Below are 26,737 nucleotides of genomic sequence, written 5' to 3'. Positions count from 1 at the left end.
TGGACGCACTGGCCGGCGCGGTTCGCGACTTCCGGGAGAACGGGCACGTGTGGCTCCAGCACTGCGAGACGCTCCGCTCCGCCGAAGCGCGCGCCGCCGCCGCGGCGCGAACGGCCGGCGACTACGAGGCGACCGCGGCCGAATCCGCGGACCGCGCCCAGGACGCCGCCGACGAGGCCGCCGAGATGAGGGAGAAGCTCGAGGCCATCGATGACTCGATCGGCGTCGAGCATCGGCAGGTGCTGGAGAATCTGCGGAAGGCCAGGGCCGAGGCCGACGAGTGCGAGACCCGGTGCGGGACGCTCCGCAGCGCCCTGCTCGAACTCGAGAAGCGCATCGGCCGACTGGAGGAGGCCGTCGAGGTCGCGGAGAGGGCACGGGACGACGCGGTCGCCGCCCGGGACCAGGCCGCGGCCCGGTTCCGGCATCTGGTCACCGGCCACCTGGCCGACGATGCCGCGCTCGATGTGCGGCTCGACCCGGACGGGGGTGTGAAGGCCACCCTGGAGGGCGCGCGTTCGGTCGCCGCTTCGCTGCCGACCCGCACGCCGTACGAGCCGAGGAACGTCCGGGAGGCCGAGCACCATCTGTCCGAGGCGATGCACCGCGCGCGTGATGTCCTCGCCGATCAGGCGGACCTGGAACTCGCACCGGACGAGGACGTCCAGGTGCTCACGGCGACCATGAACGGGGTGCGCGTCGGCGCGGCCGAGCTGAACACCGCCCTGCGCGCGGAACGCGACCGGCGGCGCCAGGACATCACCGACAAGGAGCGCGGCCTGTTCGACCGGACGCTCGCCGGTGACACGCGCAGGCACCTCGCAGACCGCATCCGGCAGGCGACGGAGCTCGTGGACGGCATGAACCGCCGCCTGGAGCGGGTGCGGACGGCCTCGCGGGTCGCGGTGCGGCTGGTCTGGCAGGTCGATCCGCAGCAGAGCGCCGGGATACGCGCGGCGCGCGACCTGCTGCTCCGCGACCCCGCCCGGCTGGGCGGCGCAGACCGGGAGGCGCTCTACCGGTTCTTCCGGGACCGGGTGGAGGAGGCGCGGGCGGCGAACACCGCGGCGAGCTGGGAGGAGCAGCTCATGGAGGTCCTCGACTACACCGCCTGGCACCGGTTCACCGTCCGGCTCGAACGCGGGGACGGCAAGGGCTGGCAGGACCTCACCCGCAAGCTGCACGGCGCGCTGTCCGGTGGGGAGAAGGCGATCGCGCTGCACCTGCCGCTCTTCGCCGCTGTCGCCGCCCACTACCAGACCGATCCACACTGTCCGCGCTTCATCCTGCTGGACGAGGTGTTCGTCGGTGTGGACACCGCCAACCGCGGCCAGGTCTTCGACCTGCTGGTGAATCTCGAACTCGACATGGTGCTGACGTCCGACCACGAGTGGTGCGACTACCGGGAACTCGACGGCATCGCCATCCACCAACTCGTCACCGGTGCGGACGGCGATGGCGACAACGCCGTGACGACGGCGCGGTTCATCTGGGACGGCCACCGGACCGTACCCGTGGACGAGGAGGGCGTCTCCTGGTGAACATTCCGGAACGGCTCCGCGCCGCGGATCTGAAGCCTTTGTGGGCAACCCTGCACAAGCGCTTCTCCACAGGAACCGCGGTCAGCCGTATCACGGTCCAAGGGCTGGACCGCGACCAGCGGGCGGCCGTGGCCGACCTGCTCGGGATGGACCGCTATCCGCCGTCCACGGTGACGCTCTCCCTGACCCGCTTGGACACCGTCCTGCATGAACTCACCGGGTCCGATGCGCGGGCCCTCACGGAGGCGATCTGCGGACCGATCGGTGACCGGGCGCGTGACAGGCGGGAACGGGAACGCGAACGCGGCGCCCTGTGGGACTGGTTCGCAGGGCATCCGGTGGTCACCGGAGAGCCGGCATTGTCCGGATGGGTCGAGGAGGTGCGACGTCAGGGCCTCGTCGGCGGGTCTGTGGCGTCCACGCGCGACCTTCTCGAACGTGCGCTCAAGGTGCTGGCCGCCCTGCCGTCGGACGGCACGCCGCTCCAGGTCTTCGCGACCGGCTTGTTCGGTGACTCGCATGCGCTGGACGACGGCAAGCGCCTCTCCAGACTCGTTCAGCGCGCTCAATCATTCCGCTTTGGCGTCGAGCCGCCGCGCGACGCCCAGGAACGCAGGGCCCTGTGGGAACGCTCGGGGGTGGAGTGCGACGCCCTTTCCACGACCGTCCTCGTCGCAGGGCTCCGGCCGGCGGGCGACGGTGTCCTCGCGCGGACGCTGCGGATGTGGGCGGATGCGGGGCACGCCTCCGTCGTGACGCTCCAGCAATTGCGCGACTCGCAGGATCCCCGTGTGGAGGCTCCCGATGTGTGGGTGACCGAGAATCCCACGGTCGTCGCCCTGGCGGTGCGGCGGTTCGGTGACCGCTGCCCACCGCTGGTGTGCTCGTCGGGCTGGCCGAACAGCGCCGCCATGCGGCTGCTGCGCGCGCTCGGTGGCGCGGGTGCGACCTTGCACCACCACGGTGACTTCGACGGTGAGGGCCTCCGTATCGCCGCTTACGTCATGGCCAGGACCGGGGCACGACCCTGGCGCATGTCGTCGCGCGACTATCTCGCTGCTCTGGACGAGGTCGACGGCGCTCTCCCGGACTCTGGGCGGATCAGCGATGCCCCGTGGGATGCCCGGCTGGCCCGCGAGCTGAGAGACCGAGGCGCCGCGGTCTTGGAGGAGATGGTGGCCGAGACGCTGCTGGACGACCTCTCCGGAGCAATTCGTGGAGCCGCGCATTCTGCGGGTGATATCCCGCCAGGGTGAAGTGGCGCTGTGGGCGGTATATCTCGCGTTTATTGCATTTGGTGTTAATACTTGCGGGTGTGGCGGCGGGGACAGTAGTTTCGTCGGGCGAGCGGAGCGGCGGGCCTGGGGCGGCCCGGACAGCTGGGGAGCCATGAAGAAGCGTACCGACAGGAAGATCGCCATCGCGGGCACCGCGGCGGCGGCCGTGCTGCTGCCGACCATCATGGTCGGGCTCGCGCAGGCCGGGGTCGGCGTGCCGAAGGGCAGGTCGGAGGCTTCCGGGAACGCCAAGCCCATCCCGTCGTTCGGGCCCGCCACGCAGCCGTCCGCGCCCGGCCCGGCGTCGCCGACGACGTCGCCGAAGGCCCCGAAGCTGCCGAACGTCCCGCTGAACGGCAACCCGTTCGGCACCGGCGGCGGGTCGCCTAGCCCCACCGACCCCGACTCGAACACGGGCAGCCACGGCAAGAAGCCGCACATGCCGCCCGGCGCCGGGTCGGGCAAGTACGCCAAGGCGCCCGACGGCGCCACCATCACCGGCGTCAAGAAGGTCGCCTCGCGGATCTTCGACGTGACGATCGCCTCGCCCGCGCTGGGCGCGCAGGTCAAGACCCGCGTGATGGTGCCGAAGAGCTGGAAGTCCAGCACCACCAAGACGTGGCCGGTCGTGTACGCGTACCACGGCGGCAACAACAACTACACGTCGTGGACGAAGGACTCCAACATCGAGCAGGTCGTCGGGCCGTACAACGCGATGGTCGTGATGCCCGAGGGCGGCTGGAACGGCTCCTATACCAACTGGTACAACGGCGGCAAGGGCGGCATCCCCGAGTGGGAGACCTTCCACATCCGCGAGGTCATCCCGCTGATGGAGCGCAACTTCCACGCCGGGTCGGTGCGCGCCGCGATCGGCCTGTCGTCCGGCGGGCAGGGCGCGATCACCTACGCCGAGCGGCACCGCATCTTCAAGTACGCCGCGTCCTACAGCGGCGCCCTGAACATCACCGCCCCCGGCATGCCGCTCATCCTGACGTCGATGAACCGCGAGGCGGGCACCGCCATCTGGGGCGACCCGATCACCGCGCGGGCGAACTGGCGGGCGCACGACGCGACCGTGAACGTGGCCAGGCTGAAGGGCGTCGGCGTCTACGTCTCGTCCGGCAACGGCCAGCCCGGCCCCTACGACAAGCCCGACACGCCGCCGCACGACGCGGGGCGGATCGGCGAGCAGCTCGCCGGCACCATGAACGAGAACTTCGTCGCCGCCGCCAAGCGGGCGGGCGTCCCCGTCACTTCGCACCTGTACGGGCCGGGGATGCACAACTGGAAGTACTGGCGCGTCGAGCTGCGGCGCAGCTGGCCCGCCATCGCCAAGACCATCGGCGCCGGCAGGTCCTGACCCCGCGGTGAAGGGCTTCGCGCGGCGGGAGTTCCAGCTCGTGCTGCTCCGCCGGATGGCCGACTACCAGCCGGAGCTCGTCGAGGACGCGATGCGCTCGCTCGGCGCCGACCGCACCGAGATGCGCGAGATCAACGCGCGCTGGCAGCGCATCGTCCGGTCCCGGACGTTCCCCCGCGGGCGCCGCCGCTACGAGGCGGTCCTCGGGCCCGCGACCGTCGCGGAGCGCCGGATCGGGGACGTCGTCTGCGACGTGGCGCGGTGGCCGCCGTTTCCGCTCTGGCCGGGCCTGCGCTTCGAGATTCTCATGGCCCCGGACGGGACGGTCGTGCACGAATGGCTCGTCCGGGACGAGGGCGCCCCGGTGCCGCGGCTGGAGACCGTCGACGACCTCGTCCCGTGGTCCTGCGTGGTCGGTGACGTCGACGAGCGGTTCGGTGCGGTGGCGCACCAGGACGGCGACGCGCCGAGCCGCTGGCACGCGACCCTCACCGCACCGGACGGGACCACCTACGTCGCCCATTTCGTCTGGGGCCTCCTCCAGACGGTGGTGAGTGTCTGACCTGTCCGAAATGTTGGGGCGATCTTGGCCATTCCGGAAACCGTCGATGGCGCGGGCGTCCCTAGCGTGGACGTCATGCGAGCTATGCGGGACCGGCGATGCCCGAGGTGACCGCCATCCCTCCCGGCTTCCCGGCGTGGACCGATCTGGGCACCCCGGACCTGGAGGCGTCCAGGCGGTTCTACTGCGGGCTGTTCGGCTGGTACGTCTACGAGCTGGCCATCCCGGGGCGGAACGACTACCTCATGTTCACCCTCGCCGACATCGGCGGGCCGGAGGTCGCCGGGATGCAGGAGCTCGCCGACGACACCCAGCCCCCGTCCTGGACCTGCTTCTTCCGCAGCGACGACATCGACGCCAGCCTCGCCGTGGTGGAGGCCGAGGGCGGGCGGGTGCTGGTGGAGCCCTCGGACGTCGCGCATCTGGGCCGCTTCGCGGTGTGCATGGACTCCCAGGGCGCCGAGTTCGCGCTGTGGCTGCCGTTCGACCGGTCGGTGGGCGCGGGCGTGGCCGACGAGCCGTCCGCCCGGTGCTGGGTGGAGCTGGCCTGCGAGGACATCGAGGAGGCGCGGCACTTCTACGGCAAGGTCTTCGGATGGGACGCGGTCGAGCGCCAGTACCTGGCCGGCGGCGCCCCCTACACCAACTGGAGGGTCGGCGACTGGTCCCTGGGCGGCATGGTCAAGCTCGACGACCGCTTCCCGCCGGACTTCACCGCCCACTGGATCCCCTACTTCTGGGTGACCGACCCCGTCGCCGCCACGGAGAAGGCCGTCGATCTCGGCGCCCGGGTCCTCCTCCCGCCGACCGAGGTCGGTCCGGGCCGCTTCTCCGTCCTCATCGACCCGACCGGCGCCCGCCTGGGGCTCTTCACCCCGGCGCCCGGCCGCCGTCCGTCGATCCCGCCGGACGATCCGGGGCGCGGAGGCGGCCGAGGAGCATGAGGACGAGTTCGTCGATGACCTCGTCGAGGGTGGCGTCGACCCAGCCGGCGCTCCAGTCGTGCAGGAGGCCGTTGATGCTGCCGATGAAGGCGGTGGCGGCGATCCGGTAGTCGCGGTCGGCGATCTCGCCGCGGCCGGCGGCGGCTGCCGCCTCGGCGCAGATGAAGTCGACCCAGCGGGCGCGCCGGGTGAGGCGCTGGCGGTCCATCCGGGGGCTGACGCCGACGATCTCGACGAAGGCGATGCGGATCCGGGCGCGGTCGGCGGTGATGCCGGCGGCGTAGGCGCGGAAGAGGCGGGCGGTGCGCTCGGCCAGTGCGAGGCCCTCGACGGACGGGAGCGCGGCGACGACGTCGCGCTCGGCGGCGTCGTTCACTTCGAGGTGCAGGTCGGCGAGGAGGTCCTCCAGGGTGCGGAACTCCTCGTAGAACTGGCGGGTGGACAGCCCGGCCGCCTCGCTGAGCGCCGCGACCGTGGTGCCCCGGTAGCCGGGGCCGCGGCCGAACATCTCCAGGCCGGCGTCCAGGAACCGGCGGCGGCGCTCGGCGCGGCGCTCGGCGGCGGACCGGCCGCCGTACCTGCCGGTCGGTGTCGCGCGCCTGCCCGCCACGTCGCTCCCTCCGCTTGCTGGACGGCATTTTCCCGCAAATGGGGTCTTGTGCGGCACATCACCCTGCCTTACTGTCCAGTAACCAGGGTTCGAACACGACCATTTTCACACCGGAGACCCACCCCCTCCTGGAGGACACGATGCCTTCCCGAAGTCTCCGACGTGGTACCGCGCTGCTGGCCGCCGCCGTCCTCGCGATGACGGCGATCACCGGTGCCATCCCCGCGCGGGCGGCCGGCCCGCTCCGGGACGTGATGGCCGTCGGCAACGGCCAGGGCGGCACCGTCAGCTTCATCGACACCGCTACCTACGCCAACCTCGGCTCCATCAACGTCGTCCCCGACCTCCAGGAACGCCTGGACGCCATGACGCCGGTGGAGCGCATCGGGTACGAGACCGTCAACGCCGCGCAGGGCTACCGCAAGCTCGTCGACGACATGGCCGTCTCCCCGGACGGCAGCACCATCTACGTCTCCCGGGGCGCCCTGTCGGACGCCGTCGCGTTCGACATCGCCTCGAAGCGGATGCTGTGGCGGCGCAAGACCGAGGGCTTCAAGGCCGACCACGCCGCGCTGTCGCCGGACGGGACGCGGTTCATCGTCTCCGCCACCACGGCGAGCAAGGCCGAGGTCATCGACACCGCCACCGGCGAGCTGGAGACGACCTTCGCCACCGGCACCTACCCGCACGCCAACGACTACTCGCCGGACGGGAGGATCGTCTACAACTCCAGCATCGGCGTCACGTCGCTGCCGAAGTTCCTCAACGGGCTGAAGGGGTCGAAGGCCGTCACCGCGGTCGACGCGTCGACGTTCCGGCCGCTGCGCACCTACACCTTCGAGTACGGGATCCGCCCGGCCGCGTTCACCCGCGACAACCGGACGATGTACGCGCAGCTGTCCTACCTCAACGGGTTCGTCGAGTACGACCTGACCGCCGGCCGGATCACCCGGACGGTGCGGATGCCGTTCAGTGACAAGGCCGCCCAGATGAAGCCGGACGACTATCCGCAGAACTCCGCGCACCACGGCATGGCCATGAACCCCGACGAGTCCAAGCTGTGCGTGGCGGGGACCATCGACGACTACGTCTCGATCGTCTCCCGTCCGGGCCTGACGACGGACGGGACCGTCCACTACCCGACGGACGCGCTGCCGTACTGGACGCAGACCAGCCCGAACGGCCGGGACTGCTTCGTCTCCCTCGCCGAGGAGGACCAGGTCTCCGTCGTCGACTACCGGACGGCCCGGGAGGTCGCCCGCATCGACGTCGGCCGGTTCCCGCAGCGGGAGCGGGCCGCGAAGCTCACCGCCGAAGCCGTCGCCTCGCTCGACCCCGCCAGGGGCTGAGCCCGGGACCAGTCACCGCGCGGCCCGCCTCCCCCGCCGGGCCGCGCGGTGACCTTTGCGTGCGCCCGCACGGGCGCCGCTAATGTACGCAGGATTGTTGACAATTTGGGTTACAAGGCTGAGGGTGGGGGGCATGAGTACTAGTGCCCCCTCCAGTCCTCTCCTCGTCGTCAGCGCCCACGCGGGCGACTTCGTGTGGCGCGCCGCCGGCGCGATCGCCCTGGCCACGGCGCGCGGCGACCGCGCGAAGGTGGTCTGCCTGAGCTACGGCGAGCGCGGCGAGTCCGCCCGCGCGTGGCGGGAGGGCAAGGGCCTGGCGGAGATCAAGGAGCTGCGGCGCGGCGAGGCGGAGGCCGCGGCGGCGGAGCTGGGCGCCGAGATCGAGTTCCTGGACGCCGGCGACTACCCCCTGCGCGAGACGCCCGAGCTGGTCGACCGCCTCGTCCGGGTATACCGCGAGTTCGAGCCGGCGGTCGTCCTGACGCACACGCTGGCCGACCCCTACAACGGCGACCATCCGGCGGCGGCGCGGATGGCGTTGCAGGCCCGGGTGCTCGCCCAGGCGATCGGTTACGAGGCGCCGGGCGAGCCGCTCGGGGCGCCGCCGGTGTTCTTCTTCGAGCCGCACCAGCCGGAGCAGTGCGACTTCAAGCCCGACGTGCTCCTGGACATCACGCCGGTGTTCGACCGCAAGCGCAAGGCGATGGAGTGCCTGCCCGCGCAGCAGCACATGTGGGACTACTACACCGACCTCGCCAAGCGGCGCGGCGTCCAGCTGAAGCGCAACGCGGGGCCGAACCTCGGGCTGCCGCACGACACGCGCGCCGAGGCGTACGTCCGGGTGTACCCGCAGACGACGGGGGAGCTGGCGTGAGGACGGTCGTCGTCACGAACCCCCCGCGCGCCGAGGCCGCGTCCGTGGACGCGCTGGCCGGGTACGGCGTGGCGACCGTCCACGAGGCGACCGGGCGGACGGGCTACCTCGGCCCGTCGATCCGCCCGGTCCACCTCGGCTCGCGGATCGCCGGGACGGCTGTGACGGTGCTGTCGTGGCCGGGCGACAACCTGATGATCCATGTCGCGGTCGAGCAGTGCCGCCCCGGGGACGTGCTGGTGGTGACGACCACGTCGCCGTCCACCGACGGGATGTTCGGCGAGCTGTTCGCGACCGCGCTGCAGTACCGGGGCGTGCGGGGGCTGGTCATCGACGCGGGCGTGCGGGACGTCGCGGAGCTGCACGCGATGGGCTTCCCCGTGTGGTCGGCGGCCGTCAGCGCGCAGGGGACGGTGAAGGCCACGCCGGGGGCGGTCAACGTCCCGGTGACGATCGGCGGGCAGGTGATCCGGCCGGGCGACGCGGTCCTCGCCGACGACGACGGGGTGATGTGCGTCCCGCGCGAGTCCGTCGCGGACGCGGTGACCGCCGCGCGGGCGCGCGAGGAGAAGGAGGCCGCGACCAGGGCGGCGTTCCAGAAGGGCGAGCTGGGGATCGACCGGTACGGGCTCCGCGACCGGCTCGCCGGGATGGGCATCGAGTACGTCGAGTACGGCGAGCACGGCACCTCATGAGCGGTGTCCGCTGCATGCTGATGCGGGGCGGCACGTCCAAGGGGGCCTACTTCCTGGCCGCCGACCTGCCGCCCGGCGCCGCCGAGCGCGACGACCTGCTGCTGCGGATCATGGGCAGCCCGGACGCCCGGCAGATCGACGGGATCGGCGGGGCGCACCCGCTGACCAGCAAGGTCGCGATCGTGTCCCCGTCCGCCGCCGCGGACGCCGACGTCGACTACCTGTTCCTGCAGCTCGGCGTGGCGGAGGCGACCGTCTCCGACCGGCAGAACTGCGGGAACCTGCTCGCGGGCGTGGGGCCGTTCGCCGTCGAGCGCGGCCTGGTCGCGGCGGGCCCGGACCGGACGGGCGTCCGCATCCGGATGCTCAACTCCGGCAGCGTGGCGACCGCGACGTTCCCCACCCCCGGCGGCACCGTGGACTACGACGGGGACACCGCGATCTCCGGCGTGCCCGGCACCGCCGCGCGGATCGATCTGGACTTCGCGGGGACGGAAGGATCGTCCTGCGGGGCGCTGCTTCCCACCGGCCGTCCCCGCGATGTGATCGACGGTATCGAGGTCACCTGCGTCGACAACGGGATGCCGGTGGTGGTCGCCGCCGCGTCCTCGTTCGGCGCCACCGGGTACGAGAGCGACCTGTCGCACCTGCGCGACCGGGTGCGGTCGCTCCGGCTCAAGGCCGGCGAGCGGATGGGGCTCGGCGACGTCGGCCGGTCCTCGGTGCCGAAGACGACGCTCGTCGCGCCGCCCCGCGACGGCGGGCTGATCAGCACCCGCACGTTCATCCCGCTGGAGATGCACACCTCGATCGGCGTGCTCGGCGCCGTCACCGTCGCCACCGCGGTGCTGATCGACGGCGCGGTGGGCCACGACCTCGCCGAGCCGCCGCCGAACGGGGCGCCTCTCGGCATCGAGCACCCCACCGGGCGGCTGGACGTGACGGTCGAGCTCGACGGCACCGCCGTCCGCCGGGCCGGGATCGTCCGGACGGCCCGCAGGCTCTTCGACGGAACCGTCTTCCCCCGGAGGTCCCGGTGACCATCAAGCACGAGATCGCGCAGCTGAGCCATGTCGAGCCGCTGCGACCCGGACGGCCACGAGCTGGAGCTCTACCGGGAGTCGGAGTGGTACGAGGCGCCGGCCTGAGCTGGCAGGCCGAGCGCGCCGAGGGCCAGGCGTGGGGGCTGAAGACCAGCGAGTCCTTCCACACCCATGGAACTCCGCCGGTCGAGTATCCGTAGCGGGGTGAAGGGAAGCGGCCGGTCAGCCGGACAAGCGCCTCAGCAGGTCGCGGCTGGCCGCGGCCATGGTGGGCGGGACGTCGAGCTCGTCCAGCATGGTCGCCGCGGCCTCCATCTCGGCGGCGCGGCGGACGGCGTGCTTGTACGTCCCGTCCACGAGCCGGTCCACGGTGTGCTCGCCGGCCGCGGACAGCTCCTCGACGATGTTGCCGCGCAGCCAGTCCTCGCAGCCGGCCGCCCGCGCCGCCTCCAGCGCCTCGACGACCGACCCGGCGAGCCCCTTGAAGAACACGCTGCGGAGCAGCTTGCGGCCCGCGGCCGCGCCGGCCTCGGCGTCCATGACCTCGACGCGGGCGCCGAGCGGGCCGAGCAGGGCGGCGGCGCGGGCGGCGCCGTCCCCGGCGGCCAGCATCGGCGTGCGCAGCCCGCGGCCGGGCACCGGCGCCATGATCGCGACGTCGGCGAACGGGACGCCGCCCTGCCGGGCGATGCCGTCCAGCTCCCGCTTCAGGCCCGGCGACCCGGTGTTCAGGTCCGCCCAGACCGCGCCGTCCCCGACCCCGCCGATCCCGGCCTTGAAGGCCGCGACCGCGTCGTGCGCGCTGTTGACGCTCAGCACGAGGTCGGAGCCGGACGCGGCCTCCCCCTCGCTTCCGGCCTGGACGATCCCGCCGGACGCCGCGACGAGCGGGTCGTAGCCGCGCACGACCGCCCCCGCCGCCACGAGGTCGCGCGCGATCGCGCCGCCCGCCTCACCGAGCCCCAGTACGGCGATGACCGTCATGCGTCCCTCCCTCGCGTCCGGCATCCGCGTCACCGGCTACCCTAGATCAGCGACAAAATTGGCGACAATCTGGGGGACCCCGTGAGCGACGTGGTGGCCGGGATCCGCGAGGCGATCCTGAGCGGCGAGTTCGTCCCGAACCAGCGGCTGATCGAGGCCGACCTGTCCGAGCGGTTCGCCGCGAGCCGCGCCGGCGTGCGGGCGGCGCTCGTCGAGCTCGCCAACGAGGGCCTGATCGAGCGCGTCCAGAACCGCGGCGCCCGCGTCCGCGCCGTGTCCCTGGAGGAGGCCGTGGAGATCTCCGAGGTGCGGATGGTGATCGAGGGGCTGTGCGCCGCCAAGGCCGCCGAGCGCGCCACCCCGGCCGACGTCGCCGCCCTCCAGGAGATCGGCGAGGCGATGCGGACCGCGGTCGCGTCCGGCGACGTGCTCGGCTACTCCCGGCTCAACGAGCGCCTGCACAGCCGCGTCCGCGAGGTCAGCGGCCAGGCCACGGCGTCGGAGGTGCTGGAGCGGCTGCGCGCCCAGAACGTCCGGCACCAGTTCCGGCTGGCCATGCACCCCGGCCGGCCCCAGGTCTCCCTCCCGCAGCACCTGGACATCATCGACGCCATCGCCGCCCGCGACCCCGCCGCCGCCGAGGAGGCGGCCCGCGCCCACCTCCGCAGCGTCATCGAGACGCTCCGCGAGATAGCGCCGTAGCGGCGCCGTAGCGGAAAACCCTTCGCGGTCCTCCTCTCCCGGCCGTTACGGTCACGGTGCCGCACAGGGCGATCTTGCCCGGCGGCGGTCGTCATCAGAGAGAAGAGGAGGATCCCCGATGACAACCACGACCCTTGCTCTGACCAAGGTCCGCAACATCGGGATCATGGCGCACATCGACGCCGGGAAGACGACGACCGCCGAGCGCATCCTCTTCTTCACCGGCGTGTCGCACCGCATCGGCGAGGTCCACCACGGCAACACGGCGCTGGACTTCATGAAGCAGGAGCGCGACCACGGCATCACCATCACGTCCGCGGCCACGACCTGCCACTGGGACGGGTACACGATCAACCTGATCGACACGCCGGGCCACGTCGACTTCACCATCGAGGTCGAACGCTGCCTGCGCGTGCTCGACGGCGCCGTGGCCGTGTTCGACGGCGTCGCGGGCGTCGAACCGCAGTCGGAGACGGTGTGGCGCCAGGCCGACCGGTACGGCGTGCCGCGGATCTGCTTCGTCAACAAGCTCGACCGGGCGGGCGCGGACTTCGCGCGCTGCGTCGGCATGATCAGGGAGCGGCTCGGGGCCGTCCCGCTGGTCATGCAGCTGCCGATCGGCGCCGAGGCCGGGTTCGCCGGGGTCGTCGACCTCGTCTCCGAGCGCGCCCGCGTCTGGTCGGACGGGGAGTACGCGGTCACCGGCGTCCCGCCGGGCATGGCCGAGGACGTCCGCGCGTGGCGGGCCGCGCTCATCGAGACGGTCGCCGAGCGCGACGAGGAGGCCATGGAGCTGTACCTGGCCGGCACGGAGCCGTCCGAGGAGCAGCTGCACGCGGCCGTCCGGCGGCTCACGGTCGCGTCCGCCGTCACCCCGGTGCTGTGCGGGAGCGCGTTCAAGAACAAGGGCGTCCAGCCCCTGCTCGACGCGGTCGTGCGGTACCTGCCGTCACCGCTGGACGTGCAGGACGTCTCCGACGACCGGCCGCTGGCCGCGCTCGCCTTCAAGATCATGGCCGACCGGCACCTGGGCCGGCTCACGTTCGTCCGGATCTACTCCGGGCGTCTCGTGGCGGGCGCGCAGGTGCTGAACAGCGTGAAGGAGCGCAAGGAGCGGATCGGCAAGATCTACCGCATGCACGCGGACGCGCGGGAGGAGATCGCCTCGGCCGGGGCGGGCGACATCGTCGCCGTCATGGGCCTGAAGCAGACCACCACCGGCGAGACGCTGTGCGACGCCGCCCATCCGGTGGTCCTGGAGTCCATGGACTTCCCGGCCCCGGTGATCGAGGTCGCGATCGAGCCGAGGTCCAAGGCCGACGTGGAACGGCTGGGCGCCGCCGTCCAGCGGCTCTCGGAGGAGGACCCGTCGTTCCAGGTCCACGACGAGGACGGGCAGACCGTCATCGGCGGCATGGGCGAGCTCCACCTGGAGATCCTCATCGACCGCATGAAGGAGGAGTACGGCGTCGAGGCCAATGTCGGCCGTCCGCGGGTCGCCTACCGCGAGACCGTCCGCCGGGCGGTGGAGCGGGTCGACCTGACGCACCGCAAGCAGTCGGGAGGCAAGGGCCAGTACGCGAAGGTGCAGATCTCCGTCGAGCCCATCGAGGACGGGTACGAGTTCGTCAACCGGGTCACCGGCGGGCGGATCCCGAAGGAGTTCATCCCGTCCGTGGACGCGGGCTGCCAGGAGGCGATGCAGACCGGCGTGCTCGCCGGGCACGAGATGACCGGCGTGCGCGTCACCCTCCTGGACGGCGACTTCCACCCGGTCGACTCGTCCGAGCTCGCCTTCAAGATCGCCGGTTCGCTGGCGTTCCGGGAGGCGGTCCGGCGCGCGTCCCCGGCGCTGCTCGAACCGGTGATGGCCGTCGAGGTCATCACCCCCGAGGAGTACCTGGGCGCGGTGATCGGCGATCTCAACTCCCGCCGGGGCCGGATCGAGGGGACCGGCGAGCGCGCGGGCGCGTGGACCGTCCAGGCCCTCGTCCCGCTGGCGGAGATGTTCGGCTACGTCGGGCACCTGCGCGGGACGACGTCGGGCCGCGGCGTGTTCACCATGCGGTTCGCCGCCTACGCCGAGGTCCCGCCGGCGGTCGCCGAGACCGTCATCGCGGCCGGCTGAGGCCCGACCGGGGCTGAGGCGCGACCGGGGCCGTACCGAGGTGCGGCCCCGGTCAGCTCCAGATGGTCACGTAGACCGGCGGGCGGAAGCGGGACGGCGGCACGCCCGAGCCCGGGGAGCGCATGATGTGCAGCGCCTCGGCGGTCGCCAGGAACCGGCGGAACACCCCGGCCAGCGGCGGCCGGCGGTCCGGCGCCAGCGTCGTGGCGTGCCAGCGGATCTCCAGCGGGGTCGCGGGGGTCGCGATGACGTGCAGCTCGCCGCGCTGGACGCGCGGCGCGACCAGATGGGCGAGGGCGATCGCGAGGCCGTCGCCGTCCGCTGCGGCGGCCCAGGCCGCGGTCTGGTTGGGGTAGACCCGGATCCTGTCCTCGGGCACCTTCAGCCGGCGCAGCAGCCGCGCGGTCTCGCTGCCCGGGTCGGTGCCGGACGGGTCGACCAGCCACAGCGGGCGCGGGGCGGGGACCGTGCCCACGGCGACCAGGGCGGCGCGGTAGACGGGCTCGCTGACGAGGCCCGGGTCGTCGGCGAGGCGGGGCCCGAGGGCGACGTCGGCGAGGCGGTTGTGCAGCAGGACGGGCATCTCGCGCCCGGCGACGACGCCCGCGCTGCCCTCGACGGGACGGGACGAGCGGGCGGCGAACGCGTCCAGCAGCGAGGTCGCGACGAACTCGGCGATGGCGGGGACGGCGACGACCCGCAGCGCCTCGGGCGCGCCCCGGGCCGCGCGGACCGCGCCCTCCGCCTCCGCGCCGAGCACCACCATCTGCGACGCGATCGGCAGCAGGCGCGCGCCGCCCTCGGTCAGCGTCATCCCGCCGGGCCCGCGGACCAGCAGCGGGTCGCCGAGGTGCTGGCGCAGCGCGGCGAGCGCCTGCGACACGGCGGGCTCGCTCACGTTCAGCGCCCGCGCGGCCTCCTTAACCGAGCCGAGCCGGGCGACGAGGACGAAAGCGCCGAGCTGCGTCAGCGTCATACCGCCAGTCTGGACCTCCGGGCGGCCCGCGTTAACCCTTCGCTTATCCGGCTGTTGTCCCTGGATGCGGGCGGAGTGAGAATCTCGTCACATCCCACTCCGAGGGGGACGCCGTGCAGGTTCCCGCGAACTTCGAGTACGCGAAGGCGACGACCGTCGAGGAGGCGCTGGCGCTGCTGGCGCGCCACGGCGACGAGGCGAGGGTCCTGGCGGGCGGCCACAGCCTGCTCCCGATGATGAAGCTGCGCCTGGCGCAGCCCGAGGCCCTGGTCGACATCAACGACGTGGCGGAGCTGGCCCGCATCCGGATCGAGGGCGACGCCCTGTGCGTGGGCGCGCTCGTCCGGCACGCCGAGCTGCTGGGCTCCGCCGTCGCGGGGGAGCACTTCCCGATCCTGCACGACGCGGAACGGGTGATCGCCGACCCGGTGGTGCGCAACCGGGGGACGGTCGGCGGCTCGCTCTGCCAGGCCGACCCGTCCGAGGACCTGGCGGCGGCGTTCGCCGCGCTGCGGGCGTCGGCGGTGATCAGGGGACCGGACGGGGAGCGGGTGGTGCCGGTCCGGGAGTTCCACACCGGCCCGTACGAGACGGTCGTGGAGCCCGGCGAGCTGCTGACCGAGCTCCGGGTGCCGATCCGCCCCGGAGGTTCGAGCGCCTACGTCAAGGTCGAGCGGCGGGTGGGGGACTGGCCGCTCGCCGCCGCGGGCGCCGTGCTGAGGCTGGCGGACGGGCGGATCGCCGAGGCCGGGATCGGCCTGACGGCCGTGCGGGCGGAGCACTTCACCGCCGCGGAGGCGGAGGACGTGCTGCGCGGCGCCGTCCCGTCCGAGGAGGTCTTCGCCGAGGCGGGGCGGGTGGCCGCCGAGCACTGCGACCCCGGGTCCGACCAGCGGGGCCCCGCCGACTACAAGCGCCACCTGGCCGGGGAGCTGACCACCCGCGCGCTGCGCCGCGCCTACGAGAGGTGCCTGCCGTGAACATCACCGTGACGGTCAACGGGCAGCCGTACACCCACGACGTCGAGCCGCGGCTGCTGCTCGTCCACTTCCTGCGGGACGAACTGGACCTCACCGGGACGCACTGGGGGTGCGACACGTCCAACTGCGGCGCCTGCGTCGTGTGGCTGGACGGGGTGCCGGTGAAGTCGTGCACGGTCCTGGCGGTGATGGCGTCCGGCAAGGAGGTCCGCACCGTGGAGGGCCTGGAGCGGGACGGGGAACTGGACCCCGTCCAGAAGGGCTTCAGCGAGTGCCACGGCCTCCAGTGCGGGTTCTGCACGCCGGGGATGCTGATGACGTCGCGGTGGCTCCTCGACCACAGCCCCGACCCGTCCGAGGCGGAGATCCGCGAGGCGGTGTCGGGCCAGATCTGCCGGTGCACCGGCTACGAGAACATCGTCCGGTCCGTCCGGTGGGCCGCCGAGCACTCCTCCCGGGAAGTGACGTCATGAGCGAGGTCGTGAGCGAGAACGGGCACCGCGGGTTCGGCAGGGTGCCGCGCAAGGAGGACGCCCGGTTCATCCGGGGCAAGGGCACCTACGTCGACGACATCAAGCTGCCGGGGATGCTGTACGGGGCGGTGCTGCGCAGCCCTCACGCGCACGCCCGGCTCGTCTCCGTCGACACCACGGCGGCTGAGGCGCACCCGCAGGTCAGGGCGGTGATCACCGGCGAGACGCTGGCCGGGCTGAACCTCGCGTGGATGCCGACGCTGTCCGGCGACGTGCAGGCGGTCCTCGCGACCGACAAGGTGCGGTTCCAGGGCCAGGAGGTCGCGTTCGTCGTCGCCGAGTCGCACTACGCGGCGCGGGACGCGCTGGAGCTCATCGACGTCGACTACGAGGCGCTGCCCCCGGTGATCGACGCCCGCGAGGCGCTGGACGACGGCGCCCCGCTCATCCGCGACGACGTGGAGGGCCGCGCCGACAACCGCATCTTCGACTGGGAGGCGGGCGACGCGGACGAGACCGCCCGCGTCTTCGACGAGGCCGAGGTGGTCGTCGCCCAGGACGTCCTGTACCCGCGGGTCCATCCGGCGCCGCTGGAGACGTGCGGGATCGTCGCGGACATGGACAAGGTGACCGGCAAGCTCACCGTCCACACCACGACCCAGGCCCCGCACGCGCACCGCACCGTCTACGCGCTCGTCGCCGGGCTGCCCGAGCACAAGATCCGGGTCGTCTCGCCCGACATCGGCGGCGGCTTCGGCAACAAGGTCGGCATCTACCCGGGCTACGTATGCGCCATCGTCGGGTCGATCGTCACCGGCCGCCCGGTCAAATGGATGGAGGACCGGTCGGAGAACCTGATGACGACCTCCTTCGCCCGCGACTACCACATGCGGGGCGAGATCGCCGCGACGCGGGACGGGCGCATCCGCGGCCTGCGCGTGAAGGTGCTCGCCGACCACGGCGCCTTCAACGGCACCGCGCAGCCGACCAAGTTCCCGGCCGGGTTCTTCCACGTGTTCACCGGTTCCTACGACATCGAGGCCGCGCACTGCGCCGTCACCGGCGTCTACACCAACAAGGCGCCCGGCGGCGTCGCCTACGCGTGCTCGTTCCGCATCACCGAGGCCGCCTACCTGGTCGAGCGGATGATCGACGTGCTGGCGGCCGAGCTGGACACCGACCCGGCGGAGCTGCGGCTGCGCAACCTGCTGCGCGCCGACCAGTTCCCGTATTCCACGGCCACCGGCTGGGAGTACGACTCCGGCGACTACCCGCGCACCCTGCGCAAAGCCCTCGACATCGCGGGCTATGACAAGCTGCGCGCGGAGCAGGCCGACCGGCGCGAGAGGGGCGACGGGCCGCTGATGGGCATCGGCATCAGCTTCTTCACCGAGGCCGTCGGCGCCGGGCCGCGCAAGCACATGGACATCCTCGGGCTCGGCATGGCCGACGGCGCCGAGCTGCGCGTCCACCCGACCGGGAAGGCGGTGCTGCGCATCTCCGTCCAGACGCAGGGCCAGGGGCACGAGACGACGTTCGCGCAGATCGTGGCGGAGGAGCTGGGAATGCCGGTGGACGACGTCGAGGTCGTCCACGGCGACACCGACCAGACGCCGTTCGGCCTCGGCACCTACGGGTCGCGGTCGACGCCGGTGTCCGGCGCGGCGACGGCGGTCGTCGCGCGGAAGGTGCGCGAGCGGGCCCGGATCGTCGCGGGCGCGATGCTGGAGGCCGCCCCGGAGGACCTGGAGTGGACGCCGGGACGCTGGATCGTGCGCGGCGACCCGTCGTCCGGGGCCACCATCCAGGAGATCGCGATGGCCGCGCACGGCAGCCTCGAACTCCCGGAGGGGGTCGAGGGGCATCTCGACGCGACGACCGTCTACAACCCGCCCAACCTCACCTACCCGTTCGGCGCCTACATCGCCGTCGTGGACGTCGACCCGGGAACGGGCAAGGTCACCGTCCGCCGGTTCGTCGCGGTCGACGACTGCGGCGTCCGGATCAACCCGATGATCGTCGAGGGGCAGGTGCACGGCGGGCTCGCCGACGGCGTCGGGATGGCGCTCATGCAGGTCATGGCGTTCGACGAGGACGGCAACCACCTCGGCGCCTCGTTCATGGACTACCTGCTGCCCACCTCGATGGAGTGCCCGTCGTGGGAGCTCGGCGAGACCGTCACGCCCTCGCCGCACCACCCGCTCGGCGCGAAGGGCGTCGGCGAGTCCGCGACCGTCGGCTCGCCCGCCGCGATCGTCAACGCGGTCGTGGACGCGCTCGCGCCCTACGGCGTCCGGCACGCCGACATGCCGCTCACCCCGGCGAACGTCTGGCGCGTCATCCAGGGGCGCCCGTTCCGCACTGACCTGGCGATCCCATGATGAACGAGAACGCGGAACTGGCGGAGCGGCTGCGCGGCGAGCGGACGCCGTACGTCCTCGCCACGGTCGTGCGGGCGGAGCGCCCGACGAGCGCGAAGACCGGCGACCGGGCGCTCGTCCTGCCGGACGGGACGATGGAGGGGTTCGTCGGAGGCCACTGCGCCGAGTCGGCCGTGCGCGACCAGGCGCTCCAGCTGCTCCGGTCGGGCCGGTCGACCCTGCTGCGCATCACGCCCGCCGCGGACACCTCGCCTCTGGAGGGGATGGTGACGGTGAGCAACCCGTGCCTGTCCGGCGGGACGGTCGACGTGTTCCTCGAAGCGGTGATCCCGCCCGCGCTGATCAACGTCTACGGCGACGGGCCGGTCGCGCGTGCGCTGACCGAGGTGGGGCGGGCGGCCGGGTTCGACGCCCGCCCGGCGGGGACGGCCGACCCGCCGTCGCCGGACGCGGCGGCGGTCGTGGTCGCCACCCACGGGCGCGACGAGGAGGCCGTCCTGCGGGCCGCGCTGGACGCCGCCGTCCCCTACGTCGGCCTGATCGCCAGCCGGAAGCGGGGCGCCGCGGTGACCGCGGACCTGGAGGGCGGCGAGCGGGTCCACACCCCGGCGGGGCTGGACATCGGCGCCCGCACCGCACCCGAGATCGCGCTGTCGGTGCTCGCGGAGATCCTCTCGCTGCGTCCCCGCGCGGAGCGCCCCGCGCAGCGGGTGTCCCCGGTGGAGGTGTCCCCGGTGGAGGTGTCGTCGGCCGAGACGGGGGAGTGCTGCCACCACGGAGGTTGACGGCCGCGCACGCCTAGAATTAGGTTCGCATTCCGACCGGTCGGTACATTCCTGCCGCCCGGGCTCCCGGTGAGAGACGGAGGCGGCGGATGCGAGCGGCACGGCAGGCATGGCGGCGGCTGGAACCGGTCCACTCGATGATCTACTTCGTTCCGGAGGCGCCGGAGCGGTACGGCGCCCTCGGCCTGGACGCCCGGACCGCCTACTTCGCGTCCCGCGCGGCGGCCTTCGGGCGCGCCTCCGCCGAGGTCGTCATCGCGACGTTCTACAACTTCAACCCCGACGTCGTCCGCGCGGCCATCCCCGCCGCCTGGGAGAAGGCGTCCCCCGAGCAGGTGCTCGACGCCCGGGCGGACGCGGCCGCCGCCGCCCTCCGCCGCGGCGGCGTCGACCGGCTCCCCGGCCTGGAGGAGACCGTCTCCCTGGCCCGCCGCGCGGCCGAGGCCGCCGGCGACCACGCCCAGGGCAGGCCCCTCTACGCGGCGCACGCGGCACTGCCCTGGCCGGACGAGCCGATCCTGCAGCTCTGGTGGGCGCAGACCCTCCTGCGCGAGTTCCGCGGGGACGGGCACATCGCCGTCCTCACCACGGAGGGCGTCACCCCGGTCGAGGCCCTCGTCCTGCACGTGGCCACCGGCACCATGCCCAAGAAGTTCCTGACGGCGACCCGCGCGTGGCCCGCCGAGGAATGGGAGGCGACCGCCGAGAGCCTCCGCGGGCGCGGCCTGCTCGACGGCGAGTCCCTCAGCCCCGAGGGCGAGGCCTTCCGCCAGCGCATCGAGGACCGCACCGACGCGCTCGCGCTCCCCGCCTACGCCGCCCTGGGCGAGGACGGCTGCGAGCGCCTCGCCGAACTGGCCCGCCCCTTCGGCAGGGCCGTCGTGGACGGCGGCCTCTTCAGCCTCTCCTAGCGCGCCGCCGGAGGGTCTCCGCTAGGCTCGCGCCGATCGGGTCGTCTGGCGCGCTAGGGGTGTCCGCAAGTGTTCGAGTCCGTGCTCGTGGCGAACCGCGGGGAGATCGCCGGACGGATCGTGCGGACCGCCCGCGCGATGGGGCTCAAGGCCATCGCGGTGCACTCCGACGCCGACGAGGGGCTGCCGTTCGTCGCGGAGGCCGACGAGGCCGTCCTGATCGGGCCCGCCGACCCGGCCCGCAGCTACCTCAACGCCGCCGCGATCCTGGAGGCCGCGCGCCGGACGAACGCGCAGGCGATCCATCCCGGCGACGGCGTCCTCGCCGAGAGCGCCGCGTTCGCCCGGCAGGTCACGGACGCCGGCCTGGTCTGGGCCGGCCCGCCGCCGCTCGCCATCGCCCGGATGAGCGACAAGATCAACTCCCGGAACCTGATGCGGGAGGCGGGCGTCCCCGTCGGGCCCGCCGGCTGGGAACCGGTCCCGGACGCCGGCACCGCGGCCGAGGAGGCCGAGCGGATCGGCTACCCCGTCATGGTGAAGCCCGCCGCGGGCGACGGCGGCCTCGGCCTGGCCGTCGCGCACGACGCCGCGGGCCTGCGCCCCGCCTACGAGACGGCCCGCGCCGCCGCCGACCGCGTCTTCGGCCACGGCGCGGTGCTCCTGGAGCGGTACGTCCCGGGCGCCCTGCACATCGAGGTGCAGATCCTCGGCCTCGCGGACGGCGCGGTCCTCGCGCTCGGCGAGCGCGACTGCTCCGTCCAGCGCCGGTACCAGAAGATCGTCGAGGAGACGCCGTCGCCGGGCGTCACCCCCGCCCTCCGCGACCGCCTGCTGGCCGCCGCCGCCCGCGCGGGCGAGGCCGTCGGCTACCGGGGCGCGGGCAGCGTCGAGTTCCTCGTCGACCCCGCCGCGCAGGACTTCGCGTTCCTGGAGATGAGCACCCGGCTGCCGTCCGGGCACGTCGTCACCGAGATGGTCACCGGCATCGACCTCGTCGAGCAGCAGTTCCGCATCGCCGCCGGGGAGCCCGTCTCGTTCACGGACGCGACGCCGCGCGGCCACGCCGTAGCGTTCCGCGTCCACGCCGAGGACCCGCGGGAGTTCCGCCCCGGCTCCGGCGAGATCAAGGTGTGGGAGGAGCCCGCCGGCGACGGCATCCGCATCGACACCGGATACGCCGAGGGCAACACCGTCACGCCGTACTACCACCCCCTGCTCGCCAAGCTGACCGTCCACGGCGACGACCGCGGCCACGCGCTCGCCCGCGCCAGGGCCGCCCTCGACGCGTTCCGCATCGAGGGCCCGCCGACGAACCTGCCCTTCCTGCGCGAGTTGCTCGGCGTCCCCGGGTTCGCGGACGGGACCTACGACACCGGGATCGTCGGCCGCATGCGCCCGACCCGCCCGTCGGAGAGCGCCGGCTCGTCGTAGAGTGGCGCCGTGCCCCGAGACGAGCCCGTGTACTGCGACCGCTGCGGCGAGCCCGCCGCCGAGGGCGCCCACGCGTCCTGCCGCGCCGCCCGCGAGATGGAGCCGCCCCGCTACTGCGTGCACTGCCGCCGCCGCATGATCGTCCAGGTCACGCCGCTCGGCTGGACGGCCCGCTGCTCGTGGCACGGCGCGCTGCAGGACGCGTCCTAGGACGCCGGCGCCGCCGCGAGCGCGGCGCCCCGGTCAGACACCGGTGGTCTTGCGGGGGTAGGAGACCTCGGGATCGGTCGCGACGTTCACCAGGTACGGAACGCCGGAGTCGAACGCGCGCCGCAGCGCCGGGCCGACCTCGTCCGGGCGGGTGACCAGCTCGCCGGCGCCGCCGAGCGCGCGGACCACCTCGTCGTAGCGGCAGTGCGGCTGGAGGTCGGCGGCCACGTCGTAGCCGTAGAGCATCCGCATCGGGTGCTTCTCCAGCCCCCAGGAGCCGTTGTTGCCCACGATCATCACGACCGGCAGGCCGTGCCGGACCAGGCTGTCGGCGTCCATCAGCGACAGCCCCGCGGCGCCGTCGCCGAGCAGCAGCACGACCTGGGCGGACGGCCGGGCGAGGCGGGCCGCGATCGCGTAGCCGAGGCCGGTGCCGAGGCACCCGTACGGGCCCGGGTCGAGCCAGCCGCCGGGCCGCCGCGGCTCGACGTACCTGCCCGCGTAGGAGACGAAGTCGCCGCCGTCCCCGATCACCACGGCGTCGTCGTCGAGGATCTTCGACAGCTCCCCGTAGACGCGCAGGGGGTGGATCGGGTCGGCGTCGGAGGTGAGCAGGTCGACGTCCTCGGCGATGGCGGCGCAGGTCGCGTCGCGCAGGCCGTCCCGCCAGGGCGCGTATCCGGCGGGGGAGACGCCCGCCTGCGCGCAGGCCGCGGCCAGGCTCCCGAAGACGAGCGACAGGTCGCCCGCGGCGGACGCGGCCGGCCGGACGTGGGCGGCGAGGGCCGACGGCGCGTCCGCGAGATGGACGACCTTGGCGGTCCCGTCGCCGAACGAGCCGTAGCCGAGGCGGAAGTCCAGCGGCGTCCCCGCGACGATGACGAGGTCGGCGTCGCCGAACGCGGTGCCCCGGGCGCGGGTGACGAGCAGCTCGTGCCCGGCCGGCAGGACGCCGCGGCCCTGCCCGTTGGCGACCACCGGCAGCCGCAGCTCCTCGGCGAACGCGCGGGCGGCCTCGTCGGCGCCGTCCATCCACACGTCCGAGCCGAGGACGAGGACGGGCCGCCGCGCCGCCTTGAGCAGTCCGGCGACGCGGGCGAGCGCGTCGGGGTCGGCGGGCCGCTCCGGCGGCTCGGCCGGCCGCCGCGCGGCGTCCCGCCCGGCAGGGCCGAAGAGGTGGTCCATGTGGACGTCGAGGAAGACCGGGCCGCGGTGCGGCGCGGCGGCCGTCGTGAAGGCGCGGGCCACGTCGGCGGCGAGCGTGTCCGGCCCGCGGGCGGTCATCGCGAGCTTGGTGACCGGGGCGAGGATCGGCGGCTGGTCGAGCTCCTGGAGCGCGCCCGACCCCCACCGCCCGAGCGGCGCCCGGCCGCCGAGGACGACGACGGGGGACCCGTTGAACCAGGCCGTGGTGATCCCGCTGACGCCGTTGGTGACGCCCGGCCCGGCCGTCAGGACGGCGAGCCCGGTGCGGCGGGTGAGCCGGGCCGTCGCCTCCGCCGCGAACACGGCCGTCTGCTCGTGCCGGACGTCCACGATCCGCGGGACGGCGGCCGCGGCGGTTCCGGCGCCGTTCTCGCCGACGGCGCCGTCGTAGAGCGGGAACACGTGCCCGCCCGAGAGGGTGAACATCGTGTCGACGCCGTGCCCGCGGATCTCCGCGATGGCCGTGTCACCGCCGTGCCGAGCGCTCATGCACGCACGGTAACAAGCGGTCGTTTGGCTGCCCAGAGGGCGGCGGTTCCGATCAGGCGAGGTCCCGGCAGGACGACTCGCCCGGGAGCAGGGGACGGAGGCGGACCGAGTAGGTCTCGCCCTCGCTGCGCCAGGCGATGTCGGGCCCGGTGGCGGGGATCCTCTTCGGCGGGGCCAGCGTGCAGATGGCGCCCGCCACCTGGGCGCCCTTGCCGAGCGGGTCCAGCGGCCACGTCTTGACGGTGCCGCCGCCCGTCGTCGGGCCGGCGAGGACGGCCGTCCTCTCCGGCGCGTACGGCCGCGGCTCGGCGGCCTGGTCGGCCGCGGGCCAGCCGGCCGGGTCGAGCCTCTTGAGGAACCGCGCCTCCGGCCCGGCCTGCGACTCGGGCTGGATGATCCGGGTCGTCGCGCCGCCCATCCCGACCACGGTGATGATCGCGTCGGCGATCCGGTCGGAGCCGACCGTGTGCGAGCGGCCGAGCCCGGCGGCGCGGGCCTCGTCCAGCAGCCGCCTCAGCGCGTCCGGCTTCAGGCGGTACTCGGTCAGCCGGCCCTGGGAGGAGACGACGGCGCGTCCGGTGGAGTAGAGGGAGAACTCGGGGACGCTTCCCGGGCCGCCGAGGCCCGCGATGCCCCCGGTCTGCCGCCGCCGCAGGACGAGCCGCTCACCGGCGGGGGAGTCCTTGGCGGGGGACGAGGCGCCGGGCGACGAGGGCGAGGGCCCGGCGGTGCCGGAGCCGTCGTCCCCGCACGCGGTGAGCGCCGCGCAGGCCGCGAGGGCCGCGCAGGCGAGTGCCGGCGTCCGGTGGGAGCGTGTGTGCGGACCGGCCATGACGGTTGGACGCCCCGCCGCCGCCCCGGGTTCCGCCCGTGCCGGAGAAGTGAGGGGTCCGGCGGCGGGCCGGTCCGGGGCCCCGCGCTAGGGTGCCGCGTTGTGAGCGTTCTCGTTGTCTCCGGGACCTGCACGGGCGTGGGGAAGACCGTCGTGACCGCGGCCCTGGCCACGGTCGCCGCCGCGCGCGGCGCGTCGGTCGCCGTCGTCAAGCCCGGCCAGACGGGCGCCGGCGACGCCGATCCCGGCGACCTGGACGAGGTGCGGCGCCTCGCCGGCCTGGACGACGTGCACGAGTTCGCCCGGTTCCCCGATCCGCTGTCCCCGGCCGCCGCCGCGCGCCGGGCCGGGGTCCCGCCCGTCCGGCTGCCGGACGTGGCCGAGCGCGTCCGGGACCTCGCGGCGAGCCGCCGGCTGGTGCTGGTGGAGGGCGCGGGCGGGCTGCTCGTCCGCTACGACGACGAGGGGACGACGATCGCGGACCTGGCGCGCTGGCTCGGCGCCGCCGTGGTCGTCGTGGCCCGCCCCGACCTCGGCACCCTCAACCACACCGCGCTCACCCTGGAGGCGATGGCGCACCGCGGCGTGCAGCTCGCCGGGGTGGTGATCGGCGCCTGGCCGGACGACCCGGACCTCGCCATGCGCAGCAACATCCGCGACCTGGAGACCATCGCGGCCCGCCCGCTGGCGGGCGCGCTGCCCGCGGGCGCGGGCGCGCTGGACCCGGCGGAGTTCCTGCCGGTCGCGCACCGCGGCCTGGCCCCCTCGTTCGGCGGCGGTTTCGACGCCGCCGCGTTCCGCGACGGCTTCGGCCCCGACAAGGAGAACACGTGACCGACATCCTCGACATCGCCCGCCGCCAGGTGCTGGAGGAAGGCCGGGGCCTGTCCCGGGAGCAGGTCCTGGAGGCGCTGGCCCTGCCGGACGACCGGCTGCAGGACCTGCTCGCGCTCGCCCACGACGTCCGGATGCGCTGGTGCGGCCCGGAGGTCGAGGTCGAGGGCATCGTGTCGCTGAAGACGGGCGGCTGCCCGGAGGACTGCCACTTCTGCTCGCAGTCCGGCACGTTCGAGTCGCCCGTCCGGTCGGTGTGGCTGAACATCCCGGACCTCGTCGAGGCGGCGCGGGAGACGGCGAAGACCGGCGCGACCGAGTTCTGCATCGTCGCCGCCGTCCGCGGCCCGGACGAGCGGCTCATGGCGCAGGTCCGCGAGGGCGTCAAGGCGATCAACGACGCCGTCGAGATCAACATCGCGTGCTCGCTCGGCATGCTCACGCAGGAGCAGGTGGACGAGCTGGCCGCGATGGGCGTCCACCGCTACAACCACAACCTGGAGACGGCCCGCTCCCACTTCCCCAGCGTGGTCACCACCCACACGTGGGAGGAGCGCTGGGACACCCTCCGCATGGTCAAGGACGCCGGCATGGAGGTGTGCTGCGGCGGCATCGTCGGCATGGGCGAGTCCGTCGAGCAGCGCGCCGAGTTCGCCGCGCAGCTCGCCGAGCTGGAACCCGACGAGGTCCCGCTGAACTTCCTCGCGCCCCGGCCCGGCACCCCGTTCGCCGACCGCCCGCTGGTCGAGGGCACGGAGGCGCTGAAGACGATCGCCGCGTTCCGGCTCGCCCTGCCCCGCACGATCCTCCGCTACGCCGGAGGCCGCGAGCTCACCCTCGGCGACCTCGGCACCCGCGACGGCATGCTCGGCGGCATCAACGCCATCATCGTCGGCAACTACCTCACCACCCTAGGCCGCCCCGCCCAGAAGGACCTGGACCTCCTGACCGACCTCCAGATGCCCATCAAGGCCCTCAGCCAGACCCTCTAGGACATAGCCGGTCACGCTTTCCACGGCCTCCAGCGACCGGTCGATCTCGATGCCGAACGGCTCGGGCAGGTGGATCGGCTCTCCGAAATCCCATTCTTCGTCTGTCAGGACTTTCACGCCGCGTGACTCCTCCCTCACGATCTGCTCGCGGTCGTCGTAGAGAAG

The 26,737-nt window shown here is 73.5% G+C and carries 26 protein-coding genes; 21 read left to right on the top strand and 5 right to left on the bottom strand.

The window, feature by feature from the left end; all coding sequences use genetic code 11:
* The first annotated feature begins 47 nt into the window (after positions 1-47).
* The 5 genes from BM339_RS22995 (at position 48) to BM339_RS22975 (ending at position 5,684) form a co-directional block, all read left to right on the top strand.
* Complete coding sequence (locus BM339_RS22995) at positions 48-1,541, top strand: SbcC/MukB-like Walker B domain-containing protein (protein WP_075022160.1); 1,494 nt, start codon at positions 48-50, stop codon at positions 1,539-1,541.
* The gene (locus tag BM339_RS22990; protein WP_256255422.1) at positions 1,538-2,797 is read left to right on the top strand and encodes a TIGR02679 family protein; all 1,260 of its coding nucleotides are present in this window, start codon (positions 1,538-1,540) and stop codon (positions 2,795-2,797) included. Before BM339_RS22995 ends, BM339_RS22990 begins: the two co-directional genes overlap by 4 nt.
* Positions 2,798-2,930: 133 nt before the next feature.
* Positions 2,931-4,178: an alpha/beta hydrolase gene (locus tag BM339_RS22985; RefSeq protein WP_021595071.1), complete on the top strand. Its 1,248-nt coding sequence runs from the start codon at positions 2,931-2,933 to the stop codon at positions 4,176-4,178.
* A gap of 7 nt (positions 4,179-4,185) precedes the next feature.
* Entirely contained in the window at positions 4,186-4,740 is a 555-nt protein-coding gene (locus tag BM339_RS22980) for a hypothetical protein (protein ID WP_075022159.1), read from the top strand.
* A gap of 98 nt (positions 4,741-4,838) precedes the next feature.
* Positions 4,839-5,684: a VOC family protein gene (locus BM339_RS22975; protein WP_021595073.1), complete on the top strand. Its 846-nt coding sequence runs from the start codon at positions 4,839-4,841 to the stop codon at positions 5,682-5,684.
* Here the strand turns inward: BM339_RS22975 and BM339_RS22970 are convergent.
* Positions 5,611-6,294, bottom strand: coding sequence for a TetR/AcrR family transcriptional regulator (locus BM339_RS22970; protein ID WP_021595074.1), 684 nt, complete (start codon positions 6,292-6,294; stop codon positions 5,611-5,613). The genes BM339_RS22975 and BM339_RS22970 overlap by 74 nt on opposite strands.
* A gap of 140 nt (positions 6,295-6,434) precedes the next feature.
* Here BM339_RS22970 and BM339_RS22965 point away from each other — a divergent pair, with 140 nt between their 5' ends.
* The 5 genes from BM339_RS22965 (at position 6,435) to BM339_RS50760 (ending at position 10,455) form a co-directional block, all read left to right on the top strand.
* Positions 6,435-7,643 carry a YncE family protein gene (locus BM339_RS22965; protein WP_075022158.1) on the top strand — a complete coding sequence of 403 codons (1,209 nt, stop codon included), beginning with the start codon at positions 6,435-6,437 and terminating at the stop codon, positions 7,641-7,643.
* 133 nt (positions 7,644-7,776) lie between these two features.
* The gene (locus tag BM339_RS22960; RefSeq protein WP_024935403.1) at positions 7,777-8,517 is read left to right on the top strand and encodes a PIG-L deacetylase family protein; all 741 of its coding nucleotides are present in this window, start codon (positions 7,777-7,779) and stop codon (positions 8,515-8,517) included.
* Positions 8,514-9,212 carry a 4-carboxy-4-hydroxy-2-oxoadipate aldolase/oxaloacetate decarboxylase gene (locus BM339_RS22955; RefSeq protein WP_021595077.1) on the top strand — a complete coding sequence of 233 codons (699 nt, stop codon included), beginning with the start codon at positions 8,514-8,516 and terminating at the stop codon, positions 9,210-9,212. The genes BM339_RS22960 and BM339_RS22955 overlap by 4 nt, the downstream gene beginning before the upstream one ends.
* Positions 9,209-10,252 carry a 4-oxalomesaconate tautomerase gene (locus tag BM339_RS22950; RefSeq protein ID WP_021595078.1) on the top strand — a complete coding sequence of 348 codons (1,044 nt, stop codon included), beginning with the start codon at positions 9,209-9,211 and terminating at the stop codon, positions 10,250-10,252. The genes BM339_RS22955 and BM339_RS22950 overlap by 4 nt, the downstream gene beginning before the upstream one ends.
* The gene (locus BM339_RS50760; RefSeq protein ID WP_218163737.1) at positions 10,249-10,455 is read left to right on the top strand and encodes a hypothetical protein; all 207 of its coding nucleotides are present in this window, start codon (positions 10,249-10,251) and stop codon (positions 10,453-10,455) included. Before BM339_RS22950 ends, BM339_RS50760 begins: the two co-directional genes overlap by 4 nt.
* Positions 10,456-10,477: 22 nt before the next feature.
* Here the strand turns inward: BM339_RS50760 and BM339_RS22945 are convergent, their stop codons facing one another.
* On the bottom strand, positions 10,478-11,239 hold the full coding sequence (locus tag BM339_RS22945; protein WP_075022157.1) for an NAD(P)-dependent oxidoreductase: 762 nt from the start codon (positions 11,237-11,239) through the stop codon (positions 10,478-10,480).
* Positions 11,240-11,320: 81 nt separating this feature from the next.
* Between BM339_RS22945 and BM339_RS22940 the strand changes: the two genes are divergently transcribed.
* Together BM339_RS22940 and fusA are read left to right on the top strand one after the other, a co-directional pair.
* Positions 11,321-11,941: a GntR family transcriptional regulator gene (locus BM339_RS22940; RefSeq protein WP_021597377.1), complete on the top strand. Its 621-nt coding sequence runs from the start codon at positions 11,321-11,323 to the stop codon at positions 11,939-11,941.
* 118 nt (positions 11,942-12,059) lie between these two features.
* The gene (gene fusA, locus BM339_RS22935) at positions 12,060-14,069 is read left to right on the top strand and encodes an elongation factor G (RefSeq protein ID WP_075022156.1); all 2,010 of its coding nucleotides are present in this window, start codon (positions 12,060-12,062) and stop codon (positions 14,067-14,069) included.
* Positions 14,070-14,121: 52 nt separating this feature from the next.
* Here fusA and BM339_RS22930 read toward each other — a convergent pair whose 3' ends face one another.
* Positions 14,122-15,045, bottom strand: a complete 924-nt coding sequence (locus tag BM339_RS22930) for a LysR family transcriptional regulator (protein WP_075022155.1) — start codon at positions 15,043-15,045, stop codon at positions 14,122-14,124.
* Positions 15,046-15,158: 113 nt separating this feature from the next.
* Between BM339_RS22930 and BM339_RS22925 the strand changes: the two genes are divergently transcribed.
* From BM339_RS22925 to bsaP, 7 genes are all read left to right on the top strand, one after another.
* Positions 15,159-16,025: an FAD binding domain-containing protein gene (locus tag BM339_RS22925; RefSeq protein ID WP_021597374.1), complete on the top strand. Its 867-nt coding sequence runs from the start codon at positions 15,159-15,161 to the stop codon at positions 16,023-16,025.
* On the top strand, positions 16,022-16,498 hold the full coding sequence (locus tag BM339_RS22920) for a (2Fe-2S)-binding protein (RefSeq protein ID WP_021597373.1): 477 nt from the start codon (positions 16,022-16,024) through the stop codon (positions 16,496-16,498). Before BM339_RS22925 ends, BM339_RS22920 begins: the two co-directional genes overlap by 4 nt.
* Complete coding sequence (locus BM339_RS22915; protein ID WP_021597372.1) at positions 16,495-18,879, top strand: aerobic carbon-monoxide dehydrogenase large subunit; 2,385 nt, start codon at positions 16,495-16,497, stop codon at positions 18,877-18,879. The genes BM339_RS22920 and BM339_RS22915 overlap by 4 nt, the downstream gene beginning before the upstream one ends.
* Complete coding sequence (locus BM339_RS22910) at positions 18,879-19,664, top strand: XdhC family protein (RefSeq protein ID WP_075022154.1); 786 nt, start codon at positions 18,879-18,881, stop codon at positions 19,662-19,664. The genes BM339_RS22915 and BM339_RS22910 overlap by 1 nt, the downstream gene beginning before the upstream one ends.
* Positions 19,665-19,753: 89 nt before the next feature.
* The gene (locus tag BM339_RS22905; RefSeq protein WP_024935404.1) at positions 19,754-20,575 is read left to right on the top strand and encodes an SCO6745 family protein; all 822 of its coding nucleotides are present in this window, start codon (positions 19,754-19,756) and stop codon (positions 20,573-20,575) included.
* Between the two features lie 69 nt (positions 20,576-20,644).
* Positions 20,645-22,009 carry an acetyl-CoA carboxylase biotin carboxylase subunit gene (locus BM339_RS22900; RefSeq protein WP_075022153.1) on the top strand — a complete coding sequence of 455 codons (1,365 nt, stop codon included), beginning with the start codon at positions 20,645-20,647 and terminating at the stop codon, positions 22,007-22,009.
* 9 nt (positions 22,010-22,018) lie between these two features.
* On the top strand, positions 22,019-22,219 hold the full coding sequence (bsaP, locus tag BM339_RS22895) for a biotin synthase auxiliary protein BsaP (protein WP_256255421.1): 201 nt from the start codon (positions 22,019-22,021) through the stop codon (positions 22,217-22,219).
* Positions 22,220-22,252: 33 nt separating this feature from the next.
* On the opposite strand, the gene BM339_RS22890 is transcribed toward bsaP, so the two are convergent.
* On the bottom strand, positions 22,253-23,914 hold the full coding sequence (locus BM339_RS22890; RefSeq protein WP_083597839.1) for an acetolactate synthase: 1,662 nt from the start codon (positions 23,912-23,914) through the stop codon (positions 22,253-22,255).
* A 52-nt stretch (positions 23,915-23,966) separates the two neighbouring features.
* Positions 23,967-24,746 (bottom strand): hypothetical protein, encoded by a 780-nt coding sequence (locus BM339_RS22885; protein WP_024935406.1) that lies wholly within the window; start codon positions 24,744-24,746, stop codon positions 23,967-23,969.
* Between the two features lie 102 nt (positions 24,747-24,848).
* On the opposite strand from BM339_RS22885, the gene bioD reads away from it, so the two are divergent.
* Both bioD and bioB read left to right on the top strand, forming a co-directional pair.
* On the top strand, positions 24,849-25,580 hold the full coding sequence (gene bioD / locus BM339_RS22880; protein WP_024935407.1) for a dethiobiotin synthase: 732 nt from the start codon (positions 24,849-24,851) through the stop codon (positions 25,578-25,580).
* Positions 25,577-26,572 (top strand): biotin synthase BioB, encoded by a 996-nt coding sequence (gene bioB / locus BM339_RS22875; RefSeq protein WP_075022150.1) that lies wholly within the window; start codon positions 25,577-25,579, stop codon positions 26,570-26,572. The genes bioD and bioB overlap by 4 nt, the downstream gene beginning before the upstream one ends.
* Positions 26,573-26,737 lie beyond the last annotated feature (165 nt).

The sequence above is a fragment of the Actinomadura madurae genome (genome assembly GCF_900115095.1).
Taxonomy (GTDB): domain Bacteria; phylum Actinomycetota; class Actinomycetes; order Streptosporangiales; family Streptosporangiaceae; genus Spirillospora; species Spirillospora madurae.
The sequence above is the reverse complement of the archived record's forward strand: the minus strand, read 5'-3'. Positions and strand labels throughout refer to the sequence as shown.